The organism is Pseudomonadota bacterium, assembly GCA_037200975.1.
In the GTDB taxonomy this organism is placed as follows: Bacteria; Pseudomonadota; Gammaproteobacteria; order Steroidobacterales; family Steroidobacteraceae; genus CADEED01.
The window spans coordinates 1822347-1846406 of the sequence record JBBCGI010000001.1 but is presented as its reverse complement, the minus strand read 5'-3'; the positions used below and the strand labels follow the sequence as shown (position 1 = coordinate 1846406).

Annotated in this window: 22 protein-coding genes; 14 read left to right on the top strand and 8 right to left on the bottom strand. The window is 66.6% G+C overall.

The genetic code is table 11. The annotated features are described in order from the left end of the window. Positions 1 to 35: 35 nt before the first annotated feature. From WDO72_08200 to WDO72_08190, 3 genes are all read right to left on the bottom strand, one after another. Positions 36 to 3176 (bottom strand): efflux RND transporter permease subunit, encoded by a 3141-nt coding sequence (locus WDO72_08200; protein MEJ0085648.1) that lies wholly within the window; start codon positions 3174 to 3176, stop codon positions 36 to 38. A gap of 2 nt (positions 3177 to 3178) precedes the next feature. Beyond that, complete coding sequence (locus WDO72_08195; protein MEJ0085647.1) at positions 3179 to 4303, bottom strand: efflux RND transporter periplasmic adaptor subunit; 1125 nt, start codon at positions 4301 to 4303, stop codon at positions 3179 to 3181. A gap of 131 nt (positions 4304 to 4434) precedes the next feature. Beyond that, positions 4435 to 5946: a nucleoside hydrolase-like domain-containing protein gene (locus WDO72_08190; GenBank protein ID MEJ0085646.1), complete on the bottom strand. Its 1512-nt coding sequence runs from the start codon at positions 5944 to 5946 to the stop codon at positions 4435 to 4437. Between the two features lie 183 nt (positions 5947 to 6129). Between WDO72_08190 and epmB the strand changes: the two genes are divergently transcribed. From epmB to WDO72_08175, 3 genes are all read left to right on the top strand, one after another. After that, complete coding sequence (epmB, locus tag WDO72_08185; GenBank protein MEJ0085645.1) at positions 6130 to 7137, top strand: EF-P beta-lysylation protein EpmB; 1008 nt, start codon at positions 6130 to 6132, stop codon at positions 7135 to 7137. Between the two features lie 66 nt (positions 7138 to 7203). Further along, positions 7204 to 7734, top strand: coding sequence for an RNA polymerase sigma factor (locus WDO72_08180; GenBank protein MEJ0085644.1), 531 nt, complete (start codon positions 7204 to 7206; stop codon positions 7732 to 7734). Between the two features lie 9 nt (positions 7735 to 7743). Further along, positions 7744 to 10086 (top strand): von Willebrand factor type A domain-containing protein, encoded by a 2343-nt coding sequence (locus WDO72_08175; GenBank protein MEJ0085643.1) that lies wholly within the window; start codon positions 7744 to 7746, stop codon positions 10084 to 10086. 21 nt (positions 10087 to 10107) lie between these two features. Here the strand turns inward: WDO72_08175 and WDO72_08170 are convergent, their stop codons facing one another. The 3 genes from WDO72_08170 to WDO72_08160 form a co-directional block, all read right to left on the bottom strand. Then, on the bottom strand, positions 10108 to 10932 hold the full coding sequence (locus tag WDO72_08170) for a hypothetical protein (protein MEJ0085642.1): 825 nt from the start codon (positions 10930 to 10932) through the stop codon (positions 10108 to 10110). A 91-nt stretch (positions 10933 to 11023) separates the two neighbouring features. Then, positions 11024 to 12394: a GAF domain-containing protein gene (locus WDO72_08165; GenBank protein MEJ0085641.1), complete on the bottom strand. Its 1371-nt coding sequence runs from the start codon at positions 12392 to 12394 to the stop codon at positions 11024 to 11026. After that, complete coding sequence (locus tag WDO72_08160; protein ID MEJ0085640.1) at positions 12391 to 12879, bottom strand: hypothetical protein; 489 nt, start codon at positions 12877 to 12879, stop codon at positions 12391 to 12393. Before WDO72_08160 ends, WDO72_08165 begins: the two co-directional genes overlap by 4 nt. Before the next feature lie 144 nt (positions 12880 to 13023). Between WDO72_08160 and WDO72_08155 the strand changes: the two genes are divergently transcribed. The 3 genes from WDO72_08155 to WDO72_08145 are packed head-to-tail and all read left to right on the top strand — an operon-like array spanning position 13024 to position 15607. After that, complete coding sequence (locus WDO72_08155; GenBank protein ID MEJ0085639.1) at positions 13024 to 13980, top strand: NmrA/HSCARG family protein; 957 nt, start codon at positions 13024 to 13026, stop codon at positions 13978 to 13980. Positions 13981 to 13985: 5 nt separating this feature from the next. Further along, the gene (locus WDO72_08150) at positions 13986 to 15011 is read left to right on the top strand and encodes a hypothetical protein (protein MEJ0085638.1); all 1026 of its coding nucleotides are present in this window, start codon (positions 13986 to 13988) and stop codon (positions 15009 to 15011) included. A gap of 20 nt (positions 15012 to 15031) precedes the next feature. Then, positions 15032 to 15607 (top strand): diheme cytochrome c-553, encoded by a 576-nt coding sequence (locus WDO72_08145; GenBank protein MEJ0085637.1) that lies wholly within the window; start codon positions 15032 to 15034, stop codon positions 15605 to 15607. A gap of 83 nt (positions 15608 to 15690) precedes the next feature. On the opposite strand, the gene WDO72_08140 is transcribed toward WDO72_08145, so the two are convergent. After that, positions 15691 to 16056: an AgmX/PglI C-terminal domain-containing protein gene (locus WDO72_08140; GenBank protein MEJ0085636.1), complete on the bottom strand. Its 366-nt coding sequence runs from the start codon at positions 16054 to 16056 to the stop codon at positions 15691 to 15693. Positions 16057 to 16326: 270 nt separating this feature from the next. Between WDO72_08140 and WDO72_08135 the strand changes: the two genes are divergently transcribed. The 5 genes from WDO72_08135 (at position 16327) to WDO72_08115 (ending at position 20305) form a co-directional block, all read left to right on the top strand. Further along, the gene (locus WDO72_08135; GenBank protein MEJ0085635.1) at positions 16327 to 16938 is read left to right on the top strand and encodes a PepSY-associated TM helix domain-containing protein; all 612 of its coding nucleotides are present in this window, start codon (positions 16327 to 16329) and stop codon (positions 16936 to 16938) included. 21 nt (positions 16939 to 16959) lie between these two features. Next, positions 16960 to 17487: a DUF2271 domain-containing protein gene (locus WDO72_08130; GenBank protein ID MEJ0085634.1), complete on the top strand. Its 528-nt coding sequence runs from the start codon at positions 16960 to 16962 to the stop codon at positions 17485 to 17487. A gap of 29 nt (positions 17488 to 17516) precedes the next feature. Next, positions 17517 to 18317 carry a DUF4198 domain-containing protein gene (locus tag WDO72_08125; protein MEJ0085633.1) on the top strand — a complete coding sequence of 267 codons (801 nt, stop codon included), beginning with the start codon at positions 17517 to 17519 and terminating at the stop codon, positions 18315 to 18317. Positions 18318 to 18321: 4 nt separating this feature from the next. Then, positions 18322 to 19320 carry an FAD:protein FMN transferase gene (locus WDO72_08120; GenBank protein ID MEJ0085632.1) on the top strand — a complete coding sequence of 333 codons (999 nt, stop codon included), beginning with the start codon at positions 18322 to 18324 and terminating at the stop codon, positions 19318 to 19320. A gap of 112 nt (positions 19321 to 19432) precedes the next feature. After that, positions 19433 to 20305, top strand: a complete 873-nt coding sequence (locus WDO72_08115) for a YihY/virulence factor BrkB family protein (protein MEJ0085631.1) — start codon at positions 19433 to 19435, stop codon at positions 20303 to 20305. On the opposite strand, the gene WDO72_08110 is transcribed toward WDO72_08115, so the two are convergent. After that, complete coding sequence (locus WDO72_08110; GenBank protein MEJ0085630.1) at positions 20302 to 20757, bottom strand: hypothetical protein; 456 nt, start codon at positions 20755 to 20757, stop codon at positions 20302 to 20304. The genes WDO72_08115 and WDO72_08110 overlap by 4 nt on opposite strands. Before the next feature lie 38 nt (positions 20758 to 20795). On the opposite strand from WDO72_08110, the gene WDO72_08105 reads away from it, so the two are divergent. The 3 genes from WDO72_08105 to pdxA are packed head-to-tail and all read left to right on the top strand — an operon-like array spanning position 20796 to position 24049. Next, positions 20796 to 21755, top strand: coding sequence for a 2-keto-3-deoxygluconate permease (locus WDO72_08105; protein MEJ0085629.1), 960 nt, complete (start codon positions 20796 to 20798; stop codon positions 21753 to 21755). Next, complete coding sequence (locus WDO72_08100; protein ID MEJ0085628.1) at positions 21756 to 23033, top strand: four-carbon acid sugar kinase family protein; 1278 nt, start codon at positions 21756 to 21758, stop codon at positions 23031 to 23033. It abuts the gene before it with no gap. Continuing rightward, positions 23030 to 24049: a 4-hydroxythreonine-4-phosphate dehydrogenase PdxA gene (gene pdxA / locus WDO72_08095; GenBank protein MEJ0085627.1), complete on the top strand. Its 1020-nt coding sequence runs from the start codon at positions 23030 to 23032 to the stop codon at positions 24047 to 24049. Before WDO72_08100 ends, pdxA begins: the two co-directional genes overlap by 4 nt. Positions 24050 to 24060 lie beyond the last annotated feature (11 nt).

Here is a 24060-nt window from a genome sequence, read left to right as displayed (position 1 = left end):
CGAGGCGTTACGCCAACTCGCAATTCCCCGATTCCTCACCCGGCACCGACTTGGCGTCTTCCTGCCAGCCGCCGCACGCCGACGAACAGCAGCGGCACGAAGAAAATCGCCAGCAACGTGCCGGTGGTCATGCCGCCGATGACCGCCGTGCCGATCGCGATGCGGCTCTGCGCGCCCGCACCGGTGGAGATGGCCAGCGGCAATACGCCGAAGATGAACGCGAGCGATGTCATGAGGATGGGGCGCAACCGCAGTCGCGCGGCCTGCAATACGGCGGTACGCGGATCGACGCCCTGACGTTCCGCGTGTTCGGCGAATTCCACGATGAGGATGGCGTTCTTGGCCGCGAGCCCCATGGTCGTCAACAACCCGACCTGGAAGTACACGTCGTTCTCGAGGCCGCGCAGCCACACCGCCATCGCCGCGCCTAACAAACCAAGCGGCACGACCAGCAGCACGGACACTGGCACCGACCAGCTTTCGTACAACGCGGCCAGGCACAGGAACACGACCAACAGCGAAATGGCATATAGATAGGGCGCCTGTCCGCTCGACAGCCGCTCCTGGTACGACAGCCCGCTCCAGGCGATCGAAGTGCCCGGAATGTCGGCCGCCAGTTTCTCCATGCGTTCCATCGCGTCGCCGGTGCTGCGCCCCGGCGCGGTGGCGCCCTGGATCTCGTAGGCGCTCAGGCCGTTGTAGCGGCCCACGGTGACGGGCGCCTGGTGCCAGGAGGTGCTGGCGAACGCGGAGAACGGCGCCATCGATCCGTCCGCCGTTCGCACGTACCAGCTGCCAAGATCCTCGGGGCGGCTGCGGAACTGTGCGTCACCTTGCACGTAGACGCGTTTGACACGGCCGCGATCGATGAAATCGTTGACGTAATTGCCGCCCCAGGCTGCCGACAGCGTGGCATCGACATCGTGCTGGGCGAGCCCCAGTGCGCCCACCTTTTCCTGATCGATGTCGACGCTGAGCGCCGGCGTGTCCTCGAGCGAGTTCGTGCGGACATTCGTGAGCGAATCGTCGGCGCGCGCGGCGGCCAGCAGTTTGTCGCGCGCCGCCTTGAAATCCGCGCGGCTCAGGTTGCCGCTGTTCAGCAATTCCATCGTGAAGCCGCTCGACTGGCCGAGCCCGCGCACCGGCGGCGGGTTCAGCGCGAAGAATTCCGCATCGCGGATGCGCGCCAGCGTTTTTGTCGCACGCTGCGTGATGGCGGCGGCGCTGCGCGATTTGCCCTCGCGCACATCCCACGGAGCGAGGGCGATGAAACCGCGGCCGGCATTTTGCCCGGCACCCGCCTGGCTCTGGCCGACGATCGTGAAGATGATCGGCACGTTTTCCTTCTCGTCATTGAGGAAGTAGTGCTCGACTTCCTTGACCGCGGCCAGCGTGCGCGACTCGGTCGCGCCCGGGGGCAGCGTGAACTGCAATTGCGCGCGGCCTTGGTCTTCGACCGGGAGGAAACTGGTCGGCAGCGCCAGGAACACCACGACCAGCACCAGCACCAGCACCAGGTATGCGCCGAACGCGATGCGGCCGTGATCGAGCACGCGCTCGACCGTGGCCCGGTATTTTTCGGCCATGCGTTCGAACCAGGCCTGAAAGCGATCGCCGACGCGATGCATCGCCGCGGTCACGCGTTTGCGGCGCGCGATGAGCTCCGGCGTCGGAGGCTTGAGCAGCGTCGAAGCCAGCGCGGGCGAGAGCACGATCGCCACCACGACGGACAACACCATGGCCGCGACCATCGTGATGGAGAACTGGCGATAGATCTCGCCCACCGAGCCGCCGAAGAACGCCATCGGCAGGAACACGGCCGACAACACGAGTGCAATCGCGATCAACGCCGTCTGGATCTCGCCCATCGAGCGCACCGTGGCATCGTGCGCGGAGACCCCGGGCTCCTCGCGCATGACGCGCTCGACGTTCTCGACGACCACGATGGCGTCGTCGACCAGCAAACCGATGGCCAGCACCATGCCGAACAAGGTCAGCGTATTGATGGTGAACCCGCACACCGCCAGCACGCCGAACGTGCCTAACAACACGACGGGCACGGCGATGGCCGGAATCAGCGTCGCGCGCCAGCTCTGCAGGAACACGAACATGACGATGACGACCAGCAGGATCGCTTCGAGCAGCGTCTTGACGACCTCCTCGATGGACAATTTCACGAAGTCCGTGCTGTCGAGCGGAAACGCGTAGCGATATCCGGGCGGGAAGGACTTGGCCTGCCGCTCGACTTCCGCCTTCACGAGCTCCGAGGTGCGCAACGCGTCGGCGCCGGGCGCGAGCTGCACCGCGATGCCGCCGCCGGGATGGCCGTTGAGACGCGTCACGGTGCCGTAACTCTCGCTGCCGAGCTCGACGCGCGCCACGTCCGAAAGCCGCACGGTCGAGCCGTCGCCGCGCGTCTTGACGATGACGCGGCGGAATTGTTCCGCATCGGTGAAACGCGAACGCGCCGTGACGGTGGCGTTCAGCATCTGTTCCGGCGAGGTCGGTTGCGCGCCGAGCTGGCCGGCCGCCACCTGCGTGTTCTGCGCCTGCAGCGCCGTGATGATGTCGCCGGGCATCAATCCGAAGCTCACGAGCTTCGACGGATCGAGCCAGATGCGCATCGCGTACTGCGAACCGAACACGTTCATGTCGCCGACGCCGGGCAGGCGGCCGATGGCATCCTGCAGGTTCGAGACCAGATAGTCGGATACGTCGCCGCTGCGCGCGACGTCCGATTCATCGTAGACCGACAGCACCATCAGGAAGTCGGGGTTGGACTTCGTGACCACCAGGCCCTGCGCCTGCACCTGCTGCGGCATCCGCGGCAGCGCTTGTTGCACCTTGTTCTGCACCTGCACCTGCGCGATGTCCGCGTCGGTGCCCTGATCGAACGTGAGCGTCACGGTGGCCGTGCCATTCGCACTCGAGCTCGAGGAGAAATAGATCAACCCGTCGATGCCGGTGAGCTGCTGCTCGATCACCTGCGTCACGCTGGACTCGAGCGTCTCGGCCGAAGCGCCCGGGTAGTTTGCCCGGACGTTGACCGAGGGCGGTGCGATGTCCGGATACTGCTCCACGGGCAGCGTGCGGATGCCCGCGACGCCGCCCAGCATGATCAGGATGGAGATGACCCATGCCAGCACGGGCCGTTCGATGAATACGCGGGACAGCATCGTCAGTCAGCGGCGAGCGAAAGCGATCCACCGCCGCCAGCGGAGGCGGCAACTTTCAAGGGCACCGGCTTGACGGCCTGGCCCGGCTTGATGCGGCCCAGACCTTCGACGATGAGTTTGTCGCCGGCCGCGAGCCCCGAAGTCACCAGCCACTTGTCGCCGACGGTGCGGTCCGCGACCAGCGTGCGCATTTCGGCCTTTGAATCCTTGTCGACCACCAGGGCCGTTGCGTTGCCTTTCACATCGCGCGAGATGGCCTGCTGGGGCGCAAGGATCGCGTGTTGCGCCTCGACCGGCGAGAACTCCGCGCGCACGTACATGCCGGGCAGCAGCAAGCCTTCGGGATTCGGGAAACGCGCGCGAATGGTGACGGTGCCGGTGCTCGCATCCACCATGGATTCCGCGAATTGCAGCACGCCCTCGTGGCGGTAGCGGCTGCCGTCCTCGAGAACCAGGCTGACGGCGGTGGACGCACGCGTGACACCGCCGTCGGCCAGTTGCCGGCGCAGCCCCAGCAACACGCCGCTCGACTGCTGGATGTCGACGAAGATCGGGTCGAGCCGCTGGATGGTGGTGAGCGGCTCCGCCTGGGCGGCCGACACCAGCGCGCCGGTGGTGACCACGGAGCGGCCGATGCGGCCGGAGATCGGCGCGCTGACCTGCGTGAACTGGCGATTGATTTCGGCCGTTTCGAGTGCGGCGCGGGCGCGTTCGACGGCGGCGGCGGCGGAATCGGCCGTCGCCTGCGCGTCCAGCAGGTCCTGTCGGCTAACTACCTGCGCCTTGGCGAGTTCGGTGAAGCGGTCGGCGCGGGCCCGGGCCGCGTCGCGCGTGGCGATGGCGCTCGTGAGGTCGGCGCGCGCCTGGCCCGCAGCGGATTCGTAGATGCGCGGATCGATGCGGTACAACACGTCGCCGGCGCGGACCGTCGAGCCTTCGGTGAACAGCCTGGCCTGGATGATGCCGGACACCTGGGGCCGAACTTCGGAAGTTTCGAATGCGGCGGTGCGGCCCGGCAGCTCCACCTGCAACGGCACGGACTCCGGCTTCAGCACGACGTAGCCGGCTTCAGGTTCGGATTTCGCGCCGGCCTTGCCGGAGTCTTTTCCACAGCCCGCGAGAGCCAAGGCAAGTGCGAGGGAAATCGAAATTATTGTTGTACGCAAGCAGCCGCCAGGGATCGGATACAGCTTGGAGCCTAACAAGGCGCACAGGTTCCTGTAGATAATGTAGGAGCCGTCTGACGTTGCGATCCGTTTTACTTATCGGTAGCGGCGCCGCCCGGGTGAACCCTGAGGATCACGCGCCGGTAAGACGTGAGCCGCGGGGTTCCGGTATCGGTCACCGCAAGAATCACGTGCGCGATGCTCGCCGGGCATGAGTCCGGGGAGGGAATCCACACCGGCCGGCAGCCGGCGGTTACGGTCGCCGTCGCACGTGCCGCCCGGTCGTTGGTGATTTTCACGTCCGCCAGCTTCTGGCCCGGGGTGAATCCCGCCTCGGGGTAGTGAAACCATCGGAAAGACAACGCGTTGCGGTCGGGGTCGGTGCTGCCGGAGGCATCGAGCAGTACCGATTGGCCGGCCTCGGCATCCAGGTAGATAGGTGCCGTGCCGGTGGCGCCGGCGACCACGGCGACCGGCGGATGGTTGGCGGTCGCGTACGTCTTGAACGTCCAGTCCATGCGGGCGGAGAATTCATTCTGGAATGCTTCGCGCCAGCGCCAGATCGTGGCCTGGTCCGAGACATGCGGTTTGTTGTCGGCACCGATGACGGTGTCCTGCGAAGTGACACGCGGGAACAGATCGCCGCCCTGCGTCCAGATCGCGTGAGTCTCGCCGTACGGTTGAAGAAATTGGTAACGGCCACCCCAGCCGCCCCAGGACGGATTGCGGAAGCTTTCGAGGCCATTGCCGGTCAGGCCGAGAAACGAGGGAGTGTCGCCTTCCATGATGAAGGCGAACTTCGGATAGTGTTTGCCCAGCGGGCCCTTGGCGCGAATGTGCGTGTCCAGCCATTCGTTCGTGACGGTGCTGCCGTCCGCTCCGGCGCCATTGCGGTAGTACACATCGCCGCTGATGCCCGTCCAGGTCGCGTACCCGTATTCACCCGCGTTCGGCGGACTGGGTTTCACGATATAGAAGAGTCCGGGAAATTCACGCCGGATCCAGGGGCCCCCGTCATCCTGGTCGGAGATCGAATACACGCGCAGCCGTGCGAGGACATCGCCCAATGCGTTCGCGTCGCGGGTGGCGCGCACCTGGATGAGCGCTTCGGCCAGCGTATTCGCGCCGCCCCAGAGCGCGATCCACAATGGCCGCGGGTCGGCGCGATCCGCGGCGGCGATGAGGCTGGCGGCACCGGTAGTTAGTGGACGGTCCCCGAGCGCCGCCATTCCATACGCCGCGGGCCCCTGTGTCACGAGGGCATCGAGGTGGGCGGCGGTCGGCCAGTCCGCTGCATGTTTCAGCAGGTTTTCGCGTACCTCGGCGTACGCCGCGATGACTTCGTGCAACGTGTCCGGCCGCACCTTGTCTTTCTGCCACGTGGAAGTGGTGGCGACGAGGCCTTCCAGATCGATCTCATTGGAATACAGCAGCAGGCGAACCAGCGACATCTGGTCGTCGGGCTCGTTGCCTATGTCGGTCAGCACGAGCAGGCGCGGCTTGCCGGTGAAATTGTCGACGGCGTCGGGGTTCACGGCCGCGCCGAGATTGCCCGATGCACCCACGAGGAAAACCGATGCAAGAAGTCCGATTCGCCGATTCATGCTGCTGCTAGATCCTGATCTCAGTGCGACGAAAGCGGGGCCGCGGTAAATAGTAGCCCCGGATGGCGGCGGGTGCGCCTTTGCAACTATCCTATGGGCACATCGCGCTGCAGGCGGAAAGCCAGGAAGACTGGTTCCGCAACATCCGCATCACGCAGCTCGCCAAACAGGCCCATCGCATTCATGAACCACGTTTCCTGGCAACGGGAGCTTTCCCGCGCCATAACCAATCCCGCCGACCTGCTCGCCGAGCTGGGGCTTGACGCGGATCTGCTCGAGCCCGCGCGCGCCGCCTCGCAGACATTCGCGCTGCGCGTGACGCGCAGTTACCTGTCGCGCATGCGGCACGGCGACCGGCACGACCCGTTGTTGCGGCAGGTCCTGCCGCTCGCGGACGAGTTGCTGGCGGTGCCGGGATACGAATCCGATCCGCTGCACGAGCACGAGGCGACGCGTGCGCCGAATCTGCTGCAGAAATATGCAGGGCGCGCGTTGTTGATCACGACCGCGGCCTGTGCCATTCACTGCCGTTACTGCTTTCGGCGCGAATTTCCGTATTCGGCGCAAGTGGAGGAGGACGGTGCCGGCCGTTGGAGCGCTGCGCTGCGCGCCATTGCCGCGGATGTTTCCATTGAAGAAGTGATCCTGAGCGGTGGCGATCCGCTGTCGCTCGCCGATGCGCGGTTGAAGTCGCTGACCGATGCGATCGACGCGATTTCCCATGTGCGCCGCATTCGCGTTCACACGCGTCAGCCGGTCGTGCTGCCATCGCGCGTCGATGCCGGGGTGTTGGACTGGCTGCGCGGTGTGAAGAAACCCGTGATCATGGTTCTGCACGTTAATCATGCGAACGAGATCGATGCCGAGGTGCGTGCCGCCTGCACGGGCTTGCGCGGCGCGGGCGCGACTTTACTCAATCAATCCGTGTTGCTGCGCGGGGTGAACGACGATGCGGATACATTGCAGAAGCTGTCGTGTGAACTGATGAACGCGGGTGTCTTGCCTTACTACCTGCATCTGCCGGATCGCGTGCGTGGGACGGCCCATTTCGAAGTGAAGGAATCCGCCGCGCAGCGCCTCATCGAACAGCTCAGTGCGCGGCTGTCCGGATACCTCGTGCCGCGCCTGGTGCGCGAGATCCCGGGCGCGGCTTCGAAGACCGCCATAAATCAAGCTTTTTCATCGACTTAGCAGGGCCGCCCAAGGAAGCGTGATGGGCCCGCGTCTAATGGATGACTTCCAGAAAAATGACACCGGATGGATGACCAGGCGCTAATCCGAAAGGCTCAGGGCGGGGATGCGAATTCCTTCGCCGAGCTATTGGATTTGCACTACGACACCATCTACCGGTTCGCCTGGAAGTGGTGCGGCCACAAGGCCAACGCCGAGGACATCGCGCAGCTTGCCTGCATCAAGCTGGCGTCGAGTCTCCGGCAGTTCCGGTTCCAGTCGGCGTTCACGAGCTGGCTGTACCGCCTCGTGATCAGCTGCGCGCAGGACTGGCAACGCAGCCAGGCGCGTCACGCTCACGACGAGATGCCCGAGGTCGAACACGCGGGTGAGCTCTCGCCGGCTGAAGACCGCATCTATCTCACGCAGTTGCTCGAGCAGCTGGGAGAGCTCGGCGAAGGCATGAAGGAAACCGCGTTGCTGGTGCACGCGGAGGGCATGAGCCACGCGGAAGCGGGCGTCGTGCTCGGAGTTTCGGAATCCACGATTTCCTGGCGGCTTCACACGATCCGCAAACATATGAGCAAGAGTGAAGCGCGCCAAGGCAGCAATAGATAGCGGCAGCCCATGAAACCCAACTCATACGAAAACCTCCTGAAGGAAACCGCCGCCCCGCCGCCGGATCCGCAGGCGCGCCTGCTCGCCAAACGCGCGGCGCTGGCGGAATTCGCGCGCGTCAACGGCGAACAGGCCACGCCGGCGCAGCCGAAAGCCGGTTTCTTCCAAGGTTTGTCAGACGCGCTGCGTCTATCCCGTGAACGCAAGTCACACGGGAGCGATGTCATGGGCTGGAATGCTAGGTCGAAAATGTTTGCCGGCGCTGCGAGTGTCTGTCTCGCCGTCGTCGGTTTCGCGGTCGTGTGGCCGATGATCAAGGACGGCAACTCTGCGCGCCTGCTCGAGAAGGAGCCGGCCGCGTTTACGATCCCGGAGCCCGCGCGTCCGGAAGTGCCGGCGTCCGAGCCCGCTGCCGCCGCCGCGTCGACAATGGACGAAACAGCGGCTGCCGTGCAGCCGATGCAACGGCGCGACGATGGGCGTGTTCGAGCACAGATCGAGCTGAAGAAAGCGGAAGAGGAAAAGGTGGCCGGCGTCATCGGGCCGGAAGCGACCCGCGCCACGCTCGAAGCGGCGGCCAAAGATGAGCGTGCGCAGGCGAAACTGCGCAAGGAAGCCGACGCGGTTCCAGCGGCGGACATCGGCGTGCTTCCCGATGCCAATCTCAGCGACGCACTTCAACGCATCCCCGGTGTGTCGGTCAGCCAGACGCCGCCGCCGGAAGCTCCGGTCGCGAATCAGGCCGTTACCGACCCAGCCGGTGACGAGTTGCAGGAAGTCGTCACGACCGGCCGGCGTGCGGGCGGCAGGACGGCTGCGCCACACAAGGGTGTGGCGGCGCCAAGGCCTAACAGCGGGCAGGGCGTCGCCGGCCTGTTTGCCCATCTCCCGGCCAAAGAACCCGCGCTGCTGCCGCCGCCGCCCGAAGGCCGCGACAAGTTCGAACATTTCGATTCGAACGCAGTGAAGCAGGTCGCCGACGATCCGGTCTCCACGTTTTCTGCGGACGTGGACACATCGTCGTACAGCTTCATTCGCCGGCAGTTGAACGCGGGAATCCTGCCGCAGAAGGATGCGGTGCGCGCCGAGGAGATGATCAACTACTTCGATTACTCATGGCCCGCGGCCGATTCGCGCGAACGCCCATTCCGTCCGACCGTCGTGGTCGGCGACTCCCCGTGGGGCAAGGGCCGCAAGCTCGTGCACATCGGCATCAAGGGGTACGAGCTCGACGCGCGCCAGCGTCCGGATGCGAATCTCGTGATGCTGCTCGACGTGAGTGGCTCCATGTCATCGCCCGACAAACTGCCGCTGGTGAAGGAATCCATGCGGCTGATGGTCAACGCGCTCAAGCCGACCGACACGGTTGCGATCGTGGTGTACGCGGGGGCCGCCGGCATGGTGTTGCCGCCGACACAGGTGGGTGAAAAGGAAAAAATCCTGGCCGCGCTCGCCAGCCTGGAATCGGGCGGTTCGACCGCCGGCGCCGAAGGCATCGAGCTCGCCTATCAACTCGCGGAGCGCTCCTTCCGCAAGGAAGGCGTGAACCGCATCCTGCTGTGCACCGACGGCGACTTCAACGTCGGCATCGACAACACGAACGAGCTCAAGGGCTTCGTCGAGCGCAAACGCGAGAAGGGCATCTTCCTCTCGGTGCTCGGCTTCGGGCAGGGCAACTATCGCGACGAGCTCGCGCAGGCGCTGGCTCAGAACGGCAACGGCGTCGCCGCGTACATCGACACGCTGAGCGAGGCGCAGAAAGTGCTGGTGCAGGAAGCGGGCGCTTCATTGTTCACCATCGCGAAGGACGTGAAGCTGCAGGTGGAATTCAATCCGGCGACGGTCGCGGAATACCGGCTCGTGGGATATGAAACGCGCGCACTCAAGCGCGAGGATTTCAACAACGACGCCGTGGATGCGGGCGATGTGGGCTCGGGCCACAGTGTCACCGCCATCTACGAGATCACGCCGGTGGGTGTCGACGCACGTATGGTCGAGCCGGATCGTTATGCGAAGAAGCCGGATACGCCGGCCGCCGCCGCCGGCAATGCCGGCGAATACGGCTTCCTCAAGATCCGCTACAAACTACCGGAGAGCAGCACGTCGCAGCTCATCGAGCAGCCGATCCGCATCGGCGCCGACGGTGCCGGCGCGTCGATCGCGCGCGACGTGGCGTTCTCGACCGCCGTGGCGGGGTTCGCGCAGTTGCTGCGCGGCGGCCAGTACACCGGCACGCTGAGCTACGACGACGTGATCAAGCAGGGCTTGGCGGCGCGCGGCGACGATCCGTTCGGTTATCGCAACGAATTCGTGCAGCTCGTGCGACGCGCCCAAAGCGCGCGCGGCATGTAACGGACTGCGCGCCTCACGAATCTACTTCTTCGTTTTCACCTGGAAGCCCGCCGGGATGTCGAACGCATCGGCGGGCAATTCCGCGGCCACAATCTTGGTAACGGTCGTGCGGATATCGCTGGCGACCGCTTTCGCCATCATTCCGGCGAGCGGCCCATCGCCCGAGGCGGACACGGTGATATGACTCTCGAGTGCCATGCCCGCTTCGGCCATCTTTCTTGTTAGCGCGGCGTAAGCCTTGGCTTGCGCCGCAGTGGCCGGAGACTTGGCAGTGCGCGGGTCGCCGAAGATGAAGCCCGAGTCCGCCGCGGCTTTGTAAAAAGCCTGGTAGTCCGCGATACCCGGCACCGTGGTGCCGAGACAGACGGTGCCCGACATCACCATGTCGAGATCCATGCCTTCGCCCATCTTGCCCGTCGGGCTGAACGGCAGGGTCACCTTGACGTCGTGCACGGTGCAGGGATACCCCGCGACCGACCTGGTTTGCGCCGTCTTCGTCAGCGTGGCCTGCAGGGAACCGACACCGACTTTCGCAAGCTCGCGGGTGATCGACGCGAGCGGAGTGACCGTCGCGGACTTCTTGTTCGCGTCCACATCGACGAAACGCAGATTGTCGATGTCGATGATCAGCGTCCGCGCCCTGCCCAGGATCGTCTGGTCGGAACGCTGGCGTTTGCCCTTGATCTGGTTCGTGCCCTCGCCACCGACGTCGATGAACGAAGCCTTGCCGGCCGTGATCGTCGTGATCGTGACATCGGCGTGCGCGCCGGCTGCGCAGACGAGCAACAACACCATCCCTGGAATCTTGTTAGTCGACATCCTGGTCTGCTCCCTCGATGAGTTCATGCCGGCATGGCGGCGGCATTTATAACTCACCGTTCGCGACAGCTGAATGTCTCGCGCCGCCGACAGGCGGCGAGACCGGGTCCAGGCGGATTCAGCAGGCGTCTTGTTCCAGGACGATCGGGCGGCTCACGGCCAGCAACAGCCGGCCGCGTCCGGCCTTCTCGAGCCGGATCGCCGCGTTCTGTTCGGCGAGACGGCGTTGCAACAGCAGCAGCCGCACTTCGAGGTTGTCCTGCACGTCCGGCAGCCGCAGCTCCGGTGCGAGCCGCAATTCGCGATTGGAAAATTCGCGGCGGCCGCTGCGCAGGAATTCGGCCACGAGTTTCCACAGGATGGCGCCGGCCACACCGCGGATCAGGTACACATCATCGAGGAATACGCTGTTGTCGCGGCCGAAACGTCGCAGCCGCAGTGCCGGCGCGCTATCTACCGCGGGCGCGGCGGGCGCGACTGGGGCGGCCGCCGGAGCCGGCTCCTGGTCCTGCGGCTGCAGCAGGCTCATCGCCACCGCGAATTGTCCGCACAACATCATCAACGCGTCTTCATCGTCATAGCCGAAGAACTGGTCGTGCCCGCTCTCGGCCAGCAGCGCGCCGAGCACGCGGCCGCGGGCGCGCAACGGCACGGCGATCTGGCTGCGAGGCTCCTTGAGCCCGGGTAGCCGGATTTCTGCGCGCGCCGCCGGGGCGATGCCCTGCGCGTCGGCGCGCTCACGCGCCGCGCGGGCGTAGGTCGCCATGTTCATCATGTGGCCGACGCGGATCGGCACGCCTTCGCGCACCGCGGTGCCGACGATGCCTTCGCCGAGCGAGATCTCCGCGCCCGCACCGTCGAAATCGTAACCGCGGCTGGCGAGCAGCGTGAGCACCTGCTGCGACCCCTCGAACAGCCACAACATCGCGTTGTCGATGCGCAGCAGCTCGCCCAGGCCCTCTAACAAGGTGTCGAGCAGCTCGCCGAGCTCGGCGCAGTTCGCCATGCGTTCGGACAACCGCCGTGAGTTCACCGCCAGGTCGACGCGCGGCTGCACGGCAGGAAATTCACGGCGGCCGGGGACGCGCCGCATCTCGAGCACGCGGTAGATGTCCGCGCCGCGCAGGTGAAACACCTCGGCCATGCCGGCGTGGCTGGCGACACCCATCAGTTTGGCGCGCAGGCGCTCGAACACGGGTCCCGCGGTTTCGGTGCGCACGTACTCGAGCTGCAACACGACGCCCGCGCCGGTGTACGGGTCGTCGAGCGTCAACGACGCGCGGCGCGTGGCCAGCACGTTTTCGCGGCTGCGGTTGAGGAACTGATAGGAGAGCGCGACGTGCAGCGGGTCGACGTACTCCGCCAGCGACAGGTAACTCACGTTCGGCACACGGGCCGCCGAGGCGGTGGCGAGTACCGGCGGCACGACACCTTCCATCATGCGGCGCACGCCGAACAGCGTCAGGCCGTCTTCAAAGCCCGGCATCATCGTTCCAGGTCCACGGGTTTGAGCTCGACCGCATTGCCCGCGCCCGGGCCGGGCGTCTGGTTGCGCGCGCTCATCGGCGTGAAACGGATGGCGACGAGATCCGAGTCGGGCGGGGTGTACCAGGCGTTGGTGTACTCGGGTGGGAAACCGTAGGCGTCGAGCTGCGCGCGAAACGCGGCGTGCCGGGCGCTGACCAGCGGCCGATAGGCGGCGCCGCCACCGCGCACCACCGCGTCGGTGCCGATGAAACTCATCGAGCGGAAGTTCGCGGGCAGCGTGACGTTCACGGCGATCTGCCCGTTCTGGCGCACCGCGTCCAGCACTTCGAATCCGGATTCCGCGGAAATGATGACGACCAGCATTCCCGCTTCGTGTTGCGCGGCCATGCCGCGGCAGACCACCGGCCGGCCCGAGTTCGTGCAGCCGCCAACCTGGTGGGCCACGCCGGCAGCCAGCAGATCGATCATTTCCTGGGTAAGCGCCATCTTCTTGTTCTAACGATCCCCATCCCGCCGCACACGTTAGCGTGAAATTAAGAAATCGCTAAGTGCGACTTAGCAAACGGGACCGCCGCAGCTACCTAACCTGCAACTCCCCGCCCTGACGGGCTTTTTACCGCGGAGTTTCCAGTGTCCAAACCCATCATCACGGTCTTCGGCGCCACCGGCGTGCAGGGTGGGGGACTGGCGCGGGCGCTGCTGGCGGATCCGTACCGCCATTTCGCGGTGCGCGCGGTCACCCGCCGGCCCGACTCCGCGGCCGCGACGGCGCTGCGCTTCGCCGGCGCGGAAGTCGTGCTGGCGGATCTCGATGACGGCTGCAGTGTGCTGCGCGCGCTGGAAGGTGCGTACGGGGCGTTCTTCGTCACGAATTTCTGGGAGCATTTCTCCGCCGCGAAGGAGCTGACTCAGGCGCATCACATCGCCGCGGCGGCCGCGCAGGCCGGCGTGCGCCATGCCGTCTGGTCGACGCTCGAGGACACGCGCGATTTCCTGCCGGCCGATGGCCGCCGCATGCCGGTGCTGCAGGACCGGTTCAATGTGCCGCATTTCGATGCGAAGGGTGAAGCGCATCGGTTCTTCGCGCAGCAGCGCGTGCCGGTCACGTATCTGTACACGTCCTGTTACTGGGAAAACCTCATTCACTTCGGCATGGGCCCGCAGCGCCAGGCGAATGGCTCGCTAGCGGTGACCTTTCCGACCGGCGACGCGCGTATTCCGTGGATCGGCGCCGCCGACATCGGTAGCGCGGCGCGGGAAATCTTTCTCGAAGGCGAAGCGCTGGTCGGCGAATCGATCGGCATCGCGGGCGAACATCTCTCTGGGGCCGAGCTCGCGGCCGGTTTGAGCGCCGCGCTCGGCGAACGCGTGAACTACAACGCCGTTACGCCGGAGGAATTCCGCGCCTTCGATTTTCCCGGTGCGGATGAGCTCGGCAACATGTGGCAGTTCAAGCGTGATTTCGCAGCGGCGTACTGCGCGCGGCGCGATCTCGCGCGTGCCCGCGCATTGCATCCTGGAATCGCCAACTTCGCGACGTGGCTGGCGGCTAACAAGCAGCGGATCCCGCTCGCGCGCGCGGCCTGATCTCCATGCTGCGAGAGGGAATCAAATGGCTGTCGTTGCTGGCGCTCGCGTGCGCCGGCATGCAGCGGGCCGTGAACGCGGCGCCGCCGCAGCGGCTGTCCGATACGGGCCTGTATGTCGCCGGATCGGCTTCGATCGTGCGTGATGATGTTTTGCCGTTCGCGCCGCAGTACCCGTTGTGGTCGGACGGCGCGGTCAAGCGCCGCTGGATCTGGCTGCCGCCCGGCACGAGCATCGACGCCACGCAGCCGGACGCGTGGGATTTTCCGCGCGGCACGAAGTTGTGGAAAGAGTTCAGCCAGGGCCGGCGCATCGAGACGCGTTTCATCGAGCGCCAGGCTGACGGCGAGTGGAGCTTCGCGAGCTACGTCTGGAATGCGGAGGGCAGCGAAGCGACGCTCGTGCCCGCCGCGGGTATTCGCGCGTTGGCAGTGCCGGCGGCGCCGGGCGGCCGCTACGAGATACCGGCCGAGGCGGATTGCCGCGCCTGCCATGAAGGCGCGCCCGTGCCCGTGCTGGGTTTCAGCGCCTTGCAGTTGTCGAAGGACCGCGATGCCCTGGCGCCGCACGCCGATGCGCCGGGAGCCTGGCCCGATCTGCGCTCACTGACCGCGCGCCAACTGCTCAAGAATCTGCCGCCGGAATTGCTGGCGCAGCCACCGCGCATCGCCGCGGCCAACTCCGTCGAGCGGGCCGCGCTCGGTTACCTGCACGGCAACTGCGGCCACTGCCACAACGACGACGGCCCGCTGGCCGTACTCGACATGACCCTGGCGCAGCGCGTCGCGCGGCCCGCGGCCGCCGGCGATGTGCTGCGTTCGCTGGGCGGCGTCCCCAGCCAGTTTCGCGCCGCGGGCGCGCCCGCAGGCGCGTCACGCGTCGCGCCGGGCCACGCGGCCGCCAGCGTGCTCGCGTTGCGCATGAATTCCCGCGATCCGCTGCAGCAGATGCCGCCGCTCGGCACGGCCGTCGCCGACCCGCAAGCGCTGGCGTTGATCGCGCGCTGGATCGATGGTTTGTCCGTTCAATAATGTAGTTAGAGGAGAAGCTCGTGAGTTCGTTGAAGATGTTCGTGAGAATCGCGCTGGTGGTCGTCGCTTCGTTCGCGCGCGGCGCGGCGCCGCCAGCCGCCACCGCCGTCAGCGAAGTGCTGGCGCGCGGCAAATACCTGGTCACCATCACCGGCTGCAATGACTGCCACACGCCGCTCAAGATGACGCCGGCCGGGCCGGCGCCCGACATGGATCGCATGTTGTCGGGACATCCCGAGCAGCTCGAGATGCCCGCCGCGCCGGTGCTGCCGGCCGGCCCGTGGCTGGTGAGTGTGGGGGCGACCAACACCGCGTGGTCCGGCCCCTGGGGCGTGACCTTCACCGCGAATCTCACGCCGGACCGCGAGACCGGGCTCGGCAAATGGAACGTGCGCACCTTTACCGACACGATTCGCACCGGCCGGCACCTGGGGCGCGGCCGCGAGATCCTGCCGCCGATGCCGATCCCGATGTACAAACACTTCACCGACTCGGACCTGGCGGCGATCTTCAGCTACCTGCAGTCGATTCCGGCGGTGAAGAACAAGGTCCCTGAGCCGCGCCCGCCGGCGACGCTCGCGGCCGCGAATCCCTGAGGTGATGGATATCGACGGGGCCCCGCACGGCCCCGTCATGTCCGCCGCCGGCGGGCCGCCGGCCTAGCTACCCGTGCAGCGGCTCATGCGGCGCTGACCAGAGTCAGCTCCTTGGTGAAGGTATTGGGGGCTTGCGGGGCGAAGCGGAACAGCCTGATGCGCTCGCACAGCTGGTTCTCGAATTCCGGCGCATGGAGCTGGCTCGATTTCACGCGGCACGCGGCCGGCGCGCCAGCCGCATCGATGTCGATCTCGAAGACGATCTTCCCCGCGAGACCGGGCCGGTCGCGCAGCGCGCGCGCGTACAGCGCGTAGATCGCGCCCTTGTTGCGGTCGAAGACGGTCTCGTTGGCTCTGGCGCTGTCAGCTGGCGGGTCGGCATTCGCGGCGGCCTGGCTGCCCGAGACATACGTCAGTGCCACCAGGACGGACAACAACAATGACTTCATGGACTTGCGCGCTCCTGGCCGATGATTAAACGACCGGCGGCATTCTGCCGCGATCCGGCGAGGTCTGGCGCGGTGCCATCCCTCTTATATGAAGAGTCCTGTTGCAAATAAGAATTCTTCTCATGTAGCGTTCGCACTCCAAATCTGTACGGGATTCCCGAATATGTTCAGTCGAAGTGCGTTGCTTGCCCGCCAGGCGGCAGCGTTGCCGTTCTCTTTCGCGGCGTTCGCGCATTCAGCGTATTTCGACGTCCGCGAGTAGCTCCCCGCATGGATCCCCGCCGCCGGATGATGTTGTACCGGACGATGCACCAGTGGCACTGGATCAGTGCCGGCATCTGCCTCGCCGCGCTGCTGTTGTTCAGCATCACGGGCGTCACGCTCAATCATTCGAGCGCGATCAGCGCGCAGCCGCGCGTGAGCAAACACGAGGCGTTGTTGCCCGAAACGCTGCGCGGTCAGCTCGCCGGCGATCACGCCACGGCGGACGAAGTGCCCGCGGACATCGCGGCGTGGATCTCCCGCGAGTTCGACCTGTCGACTCGCGGCGCGACGCCCGAATGGTCGGACGAGGAGCTCTATCTATCGGCGCCCGGGCCCGGCCGCGATGCCTGGGTATCCATCGACCGCGAAACCGGCGCCGCGAAATCGGAAGCCACGGATCGCGGCTGGGTTGCGTATTTCAACGACCTGCACAAGGGCCGCAATACCGGCCTCGTGTGGATCGTGTTCATCGACGTGGTCGCCGCGGCCTGCCTGTTCTTTTCGATCACGGGCCTGGTGTTGCTGGTGATCCAGGCCAAACAGCGCAAGGCGACCTGGCCGCTGGTCACGGGCGGCATCGGCATCGTGGTCGCATTGATGATTTTCTTCGCGCATTAAATAGTTAGTCGGAGCATACGAATGATTGGAAGATTTCAACGTACCGTGGCCCGTTGCGTGACGGTGTTGGTGCTCGCGCTCGGCGCCACGGCCGCACCCGCGGCGGAACTCGAGCTCAACGTCGAGATCCCCACCTTGCCGGTGGCGGAATATCACCGCCCGTACGTCGCCATCTGGATCGAAGGTGCAGATCAGACGATCGCGGCCAACCTCGCCGTCTGGTACCAGACGCGCGGCGATCACACCAAGTGGCTGCCGGACCTGCGCCAGTGGTGGCGCCGCGGCGGCCGCGACCTGAAGGTCCCCGTGGATGGACTGACGGGTGCGACGCGGCCCGTCGGCCAGCACATACTCAAGTTCGATGCCGCCGCCGAGCCGCTGGCCAAGCTGGCGCCGGGCAAATACGAGCTGGTGGTCGAGGCGGTGCGCGAAGTCGGCGGCCGCGAGGCGGTGCGTATTCCCTTCGAATGGCCCATCAAGGGCGCCAAACAGGGCGGCGCGAAGGGGACGAAGGAGCTCGGCGCGGTGGCGCTGAAGTTGAACCCGTGAACGCGGTACTAGTTAGCAGGGGGAACCACATGAAAACGAAGCTCGCGGGAATGTCGCTGTTGTTGCTCGCGCTGGCGCCGGGCGCGGAGGCCGCGCGCGCCTGGCTGCTGCCGTCTCAAACCGTGCTGGCGCGCTCGGGCGGCTGGGTCACGGTGGACGCGGCCATGGCGGACGACCTGTTCTCGTTCAACCAGGGCGCGTTGCCGGTCGATGCGCTCATCGTGACGGCGCCGGACGGACAGCCGGTTGCCGGTCAGAACATCGCCAAGGGCAAGACCCGCAGCAGCTTCGATCTCGAACTGCGCCAGCCGGGCACTTACCGCGTCGCGGTGGCGGACGACGTGGTGATGGCGCGCTGGGAAGAAGCGGGCAAGCCGAAGCGTTGGCGCGGCACGCCCGCGGAGATGGCCACGGGAATTCCGGCCACCGCCGAGAAGCTGGAGCTGCAGCAGATGCAGCGGCGCATCGAAACCTTTGTCAGCGTGGGGCCGCCCTCCGCATTGGCAGACGGCGGCGCGGGGCTCGAATTGGTCCCCACCACGCATCCCAACGACCTGTACGCGGGTGAAACCGCGAAGTTCCGCTTCCTGCTCGACGGCAAGCCGGCGAAAGATCTCGAAGTGGAAATCATCGCGGGCGGCACGCGTTATCGCGATGCGCCGGACGAAATGCTGCTCAGGACGGACCAGGACGGGCTGATCAGCGTCAAGTGGCCCGCGGCCGGCATGTACTGGGTCGACGCGTCGATCGAAGACGAGAATGCGACGGTCCCGAAGGTGAAGAAGCGCCGCGCCTCGTACAACGGCACGTTCGAAGTCCTGACGCAGTAGTCAGGTGCGATCGATCATCGCAGCGGCGGGCCTGCTGCTCGCCGGCTGCCAGTCGATGACGCCGCCCGTGACCTTGCTCCAGGGCGAGACGATGGGCAGCGCGTGGACGGTGAAGATCGCCGGCGCGTTGCCGGCACCGGCGGCGCAACTGCAGGCGGGCGCACAGGCGCGGTTCGAAGACGTAAACCAGGCGTTGAGCACGTATCGACCGACGTCCGCGCTGAGCCGGTTCAATGCCGAGGACTCCGGCGCCTGGGTGCCGATCGATCCGGAACTCGGCGCGGTCCTCTCCTACGCACTGAGCCTTGCGCAACGCAGCGAGGGCGCCTACGACGTCACCGTCGGACCACTCGTGAATCTCTGGGGTTTCGGTCCCGATCCGGCGCAGGACCATGTGCCCGATGAAGCGGCGATCGCCGCCGCGCGGGCACTCGTGGGCTGGCGCAAGGTGGAGGTGGATGGTTCGCAGAGTCGCGCGCGCAAGGCGCCGGGCGTACGCGTGGATCTGTCCTCGCTCGGCAAGGGCCGGGGCGTCGACCGCGTGGCGGAATTCCTCGACGCGGCCGGCGTCACTAACTACCTCATCGACCTGTCGGGCAAGCTGCGGGCGCGTGGGCGCAACGCGGCCGGCGAGCCGTGGCGCGTGGCGGTCGAACAACCCGGCGCCGACAACGCGGCTGGCGCCATGCCCGCATCGATCGCGCTGCGCGATGCGAGCGTGGCGACCGCCGGAGATTATCGGCGCTACTTCGAAGCCGGCGGGCGGCACTACTCGCACATCATCGATCCGCACACCGGTTTTCCCGTGGCGCATGCGACCGTCTCCGCGACCGCGATGGGCGCCACGTGTATGGCGGCCGACGCGCTGGCCACCGTGCTCATGGTGATGCCGCCCGAGGCTGCGCTGCGGCTTGCGAACGAGACGTCCCTTGCCGCGCTGCTCATCGGGCGGGATGGCGACGCCTTCCGCCTCACACCCAGTACGGAGTGGCCGGCGGAATAACGCGATCTCGCGATGCCAGCGCGGCTCTGTAGGCGCGCACTGGCGTATGCCCGGGTCATATCCCGACAAATGCGGCGGCTTGTTAGGCCGCCGCCGGGTGCAAAATCCGGATGTGAGCAAGCGACGCACGTTCTGGCAGATCCTCAAAGGGACGACGGACAACTGGCTCGAGGACCAGGCGTCGAGCATCAGCGCCGCGCTCGCGTTCTACTGCGCGTTTTCGCTGGCGCCGCTGCTCATCATCATCGTGTCGATCGCCGGGTGGATAGTCGGCGGCGAGCTGGCCTATTCGTACGTCGGAACCCAGCTGACGTTGCTGTTCGGCAAGCCGAGCGCCGATCTGATTCTCGAGGCCATGCGTGGCGCGCAAAGCGTCGACGGCATCTGGGCGACCGCGGTCAGCGTGGTGATGCTGCTGATCGGCGCGAGCACCGTGTTCGCGGCACTGGAAAGCGCGCTGCAACAGGTGTGGGGTGGCCGCGAGGCGTTGCACCGCAACTGGCGTGCGACGGTGCGCGCGCGGCTCATCTCGTTCGGCTTCGTGCTCGCGATCGGTTTCCTGCTGCTGGTGTCGCTGACTCTGACCACGGCGCTGGGCGCGCTGCGCGGTTACATCCTGCGCCACTTCGAGGGGCTGGTCGGGCTCTTTGCCCTGCTGGACTTCCTGATCTCCATCGGCCTCGGCACCGGGCTCATCGCGCTGATGTATCGCTATCTACCGGCGAAGCGCCTGCCGTGGCGGGAAGTGCTGATCGGCGCGCTCTCGACCGCGCTGCTGTTTCATCTCGGCCGCTGGGGAATCGGCCTCTATCTGGGGCACGCGACGCAACCGACGGCGTATGGCGCGGCGGCATCGTTCGCCGCGTTGTTGCTGTGGCTGTACTACTCGGCGCAGATCTTTCTGTTCGGCGCGGAGTTCACGGCCTGCCTCGGCCGCTCGCGCACGCCGGTGCCGATCGCGCCCAAAGCGCGGAAGCCCGCCTAACGCCGCAGGATGCTGAACTTGCCGAACGCGACGCCGATCTCCCAGCCTTCGCCGGTGCCGCTCAGGGCCAGGGAGACTTCGCCCTTCGTGACGACCTGGCCCTTGGCGGACTTGACCGCTCCGGCCTGCGCTTCGGCGCTGATGTAGCTGCCGAGCAATTCGCGGATGTCGCTCACGCCGGAAAATTCTCCGGTGCCGTTCTTGATGGTCGACTTGCCCACGGCGGGGCCGCCGCCGCGTGCTTCCAGACGCACGCGCATCGATTGTCCGTTGGTGCACGTGATGGTCCCCGTGCCGGTCGAGCGCTTGTAGAATGCCGCCCACCCGCTGATCGTGAATTTCAGCTTGCAGTCGACGGCGCCGGCCCGCGCGGGCACGCTCAGCGCCGATGCGGCGACGAGAACGATGGCCAACGACAGGCGGAGCCAGGCCGGACGAGTGAAGTTGTTCATGGGCGCGCAACCTACGCGCGCCCGAAGGGGATGGCAAGATGACGCAGATTCCCATCAAGCGGGCGATCGAGCGCGTGCCTGGCGGCATGATGGTCGTGCCACTGCTGTGCGGCGCTTTCTTCGCCACCTTCTTCGCGGGCACGGCGAAATTCTTCGGCTCGTTCACCGGCGCGTTGTTCACCGGTGCGTTGCCCATCCTCGCGGTGTTCTTCGTGTGCACTGGCGCCAGCATCGACTTCAAGGCCACGCCTTACATTCTCAAGAAGGGCGGCAGCCTGTTCGCGGTCAAGGTCGCGATCGGAATCTTGTTAGGCATCGTGTTCGGGCGGCTGCTGGGCGAGGCGCCGGTCAGCGCGGGCATGTTCGCGGGTATCTCGACCCTCGCCATCGTCGCCGCGATGAACGACACCAACGGCGGGTTGTACATGGCGCTGATGGGGCAATACGGCCATCCGCGCGATGTGGGTGCCTACACCGTGATGTCGCTCGAGTCCGGCCCGTTCCTCACGATGGTCACGCTGGGCGTCGCCGGACTCTCGGCGTTTCCGTGGCCGACGCTGGTCGGCGGCATCCTGCCGCTGCTGTTCGGCATGTTCATCGGCAATCTCGATCGCGAGATGCGCGAATTCCTGAAGCAGGCGATCCCGGTGATGATCCCGTTTTTCGCCTTCGCGCTCGGCGCCAATCTCGATCTCGCCAGGGTGTGGCAGGCGGGGTTGTTAGGGCTCGGCCTCGGCATCGCCGTCGTGGTAGTCACCGGCATCCCGCTGTTCTTCGTCGACAAACTCACGGGCGGCAGCGGCGTCGCCGGAGTCGCCGCGGCGTCGACGGCCGGCAATGCGGTGGCGGTGCCGGCCATCATCGCGAGTGCGAATCCCGCCTACGCGGATGCGGCGGCGCAGGCCACGATCCTGGTGGCCGCCTGTGTCGTGGTGACGGCGATCCTGGTGCCGCTGGTCACCGCCTGGACCGCGCGCCGCGTGGGTGAGGCGCGGTAGATGGGTGAGCGGTGGCTCATCCTGGCCGACGATCTTTCGGGAGCGGCCGACGCGGCGATCGCCTTCGCCCGGCGCGGCCACCGCACCGAGCTCAACTGGGGTGAACACTTCGCCGGCGACTTCGGCGCCGTCACCGCGCTGGCCCACGATTGCGACAGCCGGCGCCTCGGCGCCGCGGCGGCGGGTGCGGCACATCGCGCGGCCGCGGCGCGCGGCCTGCGGCGCGGCGCATTCTCCATGTTGTACAAGAAGATCGATTCGACCCTGCGCGGGCAGCCGGCCGCCGAAATCGCCGCGCTGTGCGGAGGTTTGCCGGCGCCGTTCGACCGGCTGTGCGGAATCTTTGCGCCAGCCAATCCGGCCATGGGCCGAACTACCGTCGACGGGCGGGTGTTCTTACACGGTGAGCCGCTCGAGTCCACGAAGATCTGGCGCCGCGAACACAGCTATCCGGACGCGGATCTCGCCGGGATCGTCTCGAGCGCGGGGCTGCACGCCATCAAACTACCGCTCGCGGTGGTGCGTGCCGGCGGCGCCGCATTGCGCGAATCATTCGTCGCGGCCGAAGCGGCGGCCACGGCCGGCGCCGGCACGATACTGATCTGCGATGCCGAAACACCCGAGGACCTCGCGCGTATCGCCGGCGCGGCGCGCGAACGTGCGACCTCGCGATTCTTCATCGGCAGCGCCGGCCTCGCGAATGCGCTGGCCGAGGGCACGCCGCCGGCGGAACGGCAGCCGCTGGCCATGACGCCGTCGCGGCATGGCGCGCTGATCGTCGTCGGCTCGCTGGCGAGCGTCGCGCGGACCGCGGCGCGCTCGCTCGTGCAGGTGAACGGCGTGCGGCACGTGGTATTCACGGTCGATATCCTGATGGCCGGCGACGCTCGGATGCGGACGCAGATGGCGCTCGACATCCGCGCCGCGCTCGACCGCGGCACCGACGTGTTGGTCGAAATGCCGCTCGACGAAGCACCCGGCCTCGAGATCGGCCCGGCGCTGGTGCGCGCGCTCGCGACCAGCCTCGCTCCCGCGTTGTCGCGCATGAGCGGCCTCATCGCGACCGGCGGCGAAACCGCCGCGGCGCTGCTGAAGCAGTGCTACGTTGGCCAGATTCGGCTGGTGGACGAGATCGAGGCAGGCACCTCGCTCGGCATCATGGTGCGGGACGACAGCGTGCCGGTCATCACCAAGCCGGGCGCCTTCGGAGATTCGCACAGCCTGGTCCGCGCGCTCGACAGACTGCGCTCGATACGACAGACGGGAAAACTGGCATGAGCCCACCAAGCGAAATCCTCCCGCACGGAATCCTTCCCACGATCGCGATCACGATGGGAGACGCCGCGGGCATCGGTCCCGAGATCATCATGAAGGCCATGGCGTCGGCCGACGTGCATGCGATGTGCAAGCCGCTGGTGGTCGGCGATGGCGAACGCCTGCGCCGCGCCGGAGAACGGGTCGGCAGCAAACTCAAGGTGGAAAGCCTCGATGATCCGGCGGAAGCCGCGTACGGACACGGCAACGTGGAGTGCATCGACCTCGACAACATTCCCGCCGATCTGCCGTTCGGCCAGACGTCGGCGATTGCCGGCGAGGCCGCGTACCGCTACATCGAGCGCGCCGTGCGCATCGTGGAATCGGGCGGCGCGCAAGCCATCTGCACCGCGCCGCTCAGCAAGGAAGCGCTGCATCTGGCCGGGCACAAATATCCGGGGCACACCGAACTGCTGGCCGCGCTGACCAACACTCCCGAAGTGTCGATGATGCTCGTGGCGCCGAAGCTGCGCGTGATCCACGTCACCACCCACATGGGCTTGCTGGATGCGATTGCGCACATCGACGCGCCGCTGGTCGAGCGCGTCATCGCGCGCGCACACGACACGCTGGTGCGCGCGGGAATCAAGCAGCCGCGCATCGGCGTCTGCGCCATCAATCCGCATGCCGGCGAAAACGGTTTGTTCGGTCGCGGCGAAGAAGCCGCAAAGATCGATCCGGCGATCGCGAACTGCCGCGCCCGCGGCTGGGATGTGAGGGGTCCGCTGCCTGCCGACACCTTGTTCTTCCTCGCGGCGCGCGGGGACTACGACATCGTCGTCGCGATGTATCACGACCAGGGTCACGGGCCGATCAAGGTGATGGGCCTGGAGGCCGGCGTGAACATCACGATCGGTCTGCCCGTAGTGCGCACATCGGTGGACCATGGCACCGCATTCGACATCGCGGGCAAGGGCATCGCGGACGAACGCAGCCTCATCGAGGCGCTGCGTCAGGCCGCGGAACTCGCGCCGAAGTAACGCGCGGCCAT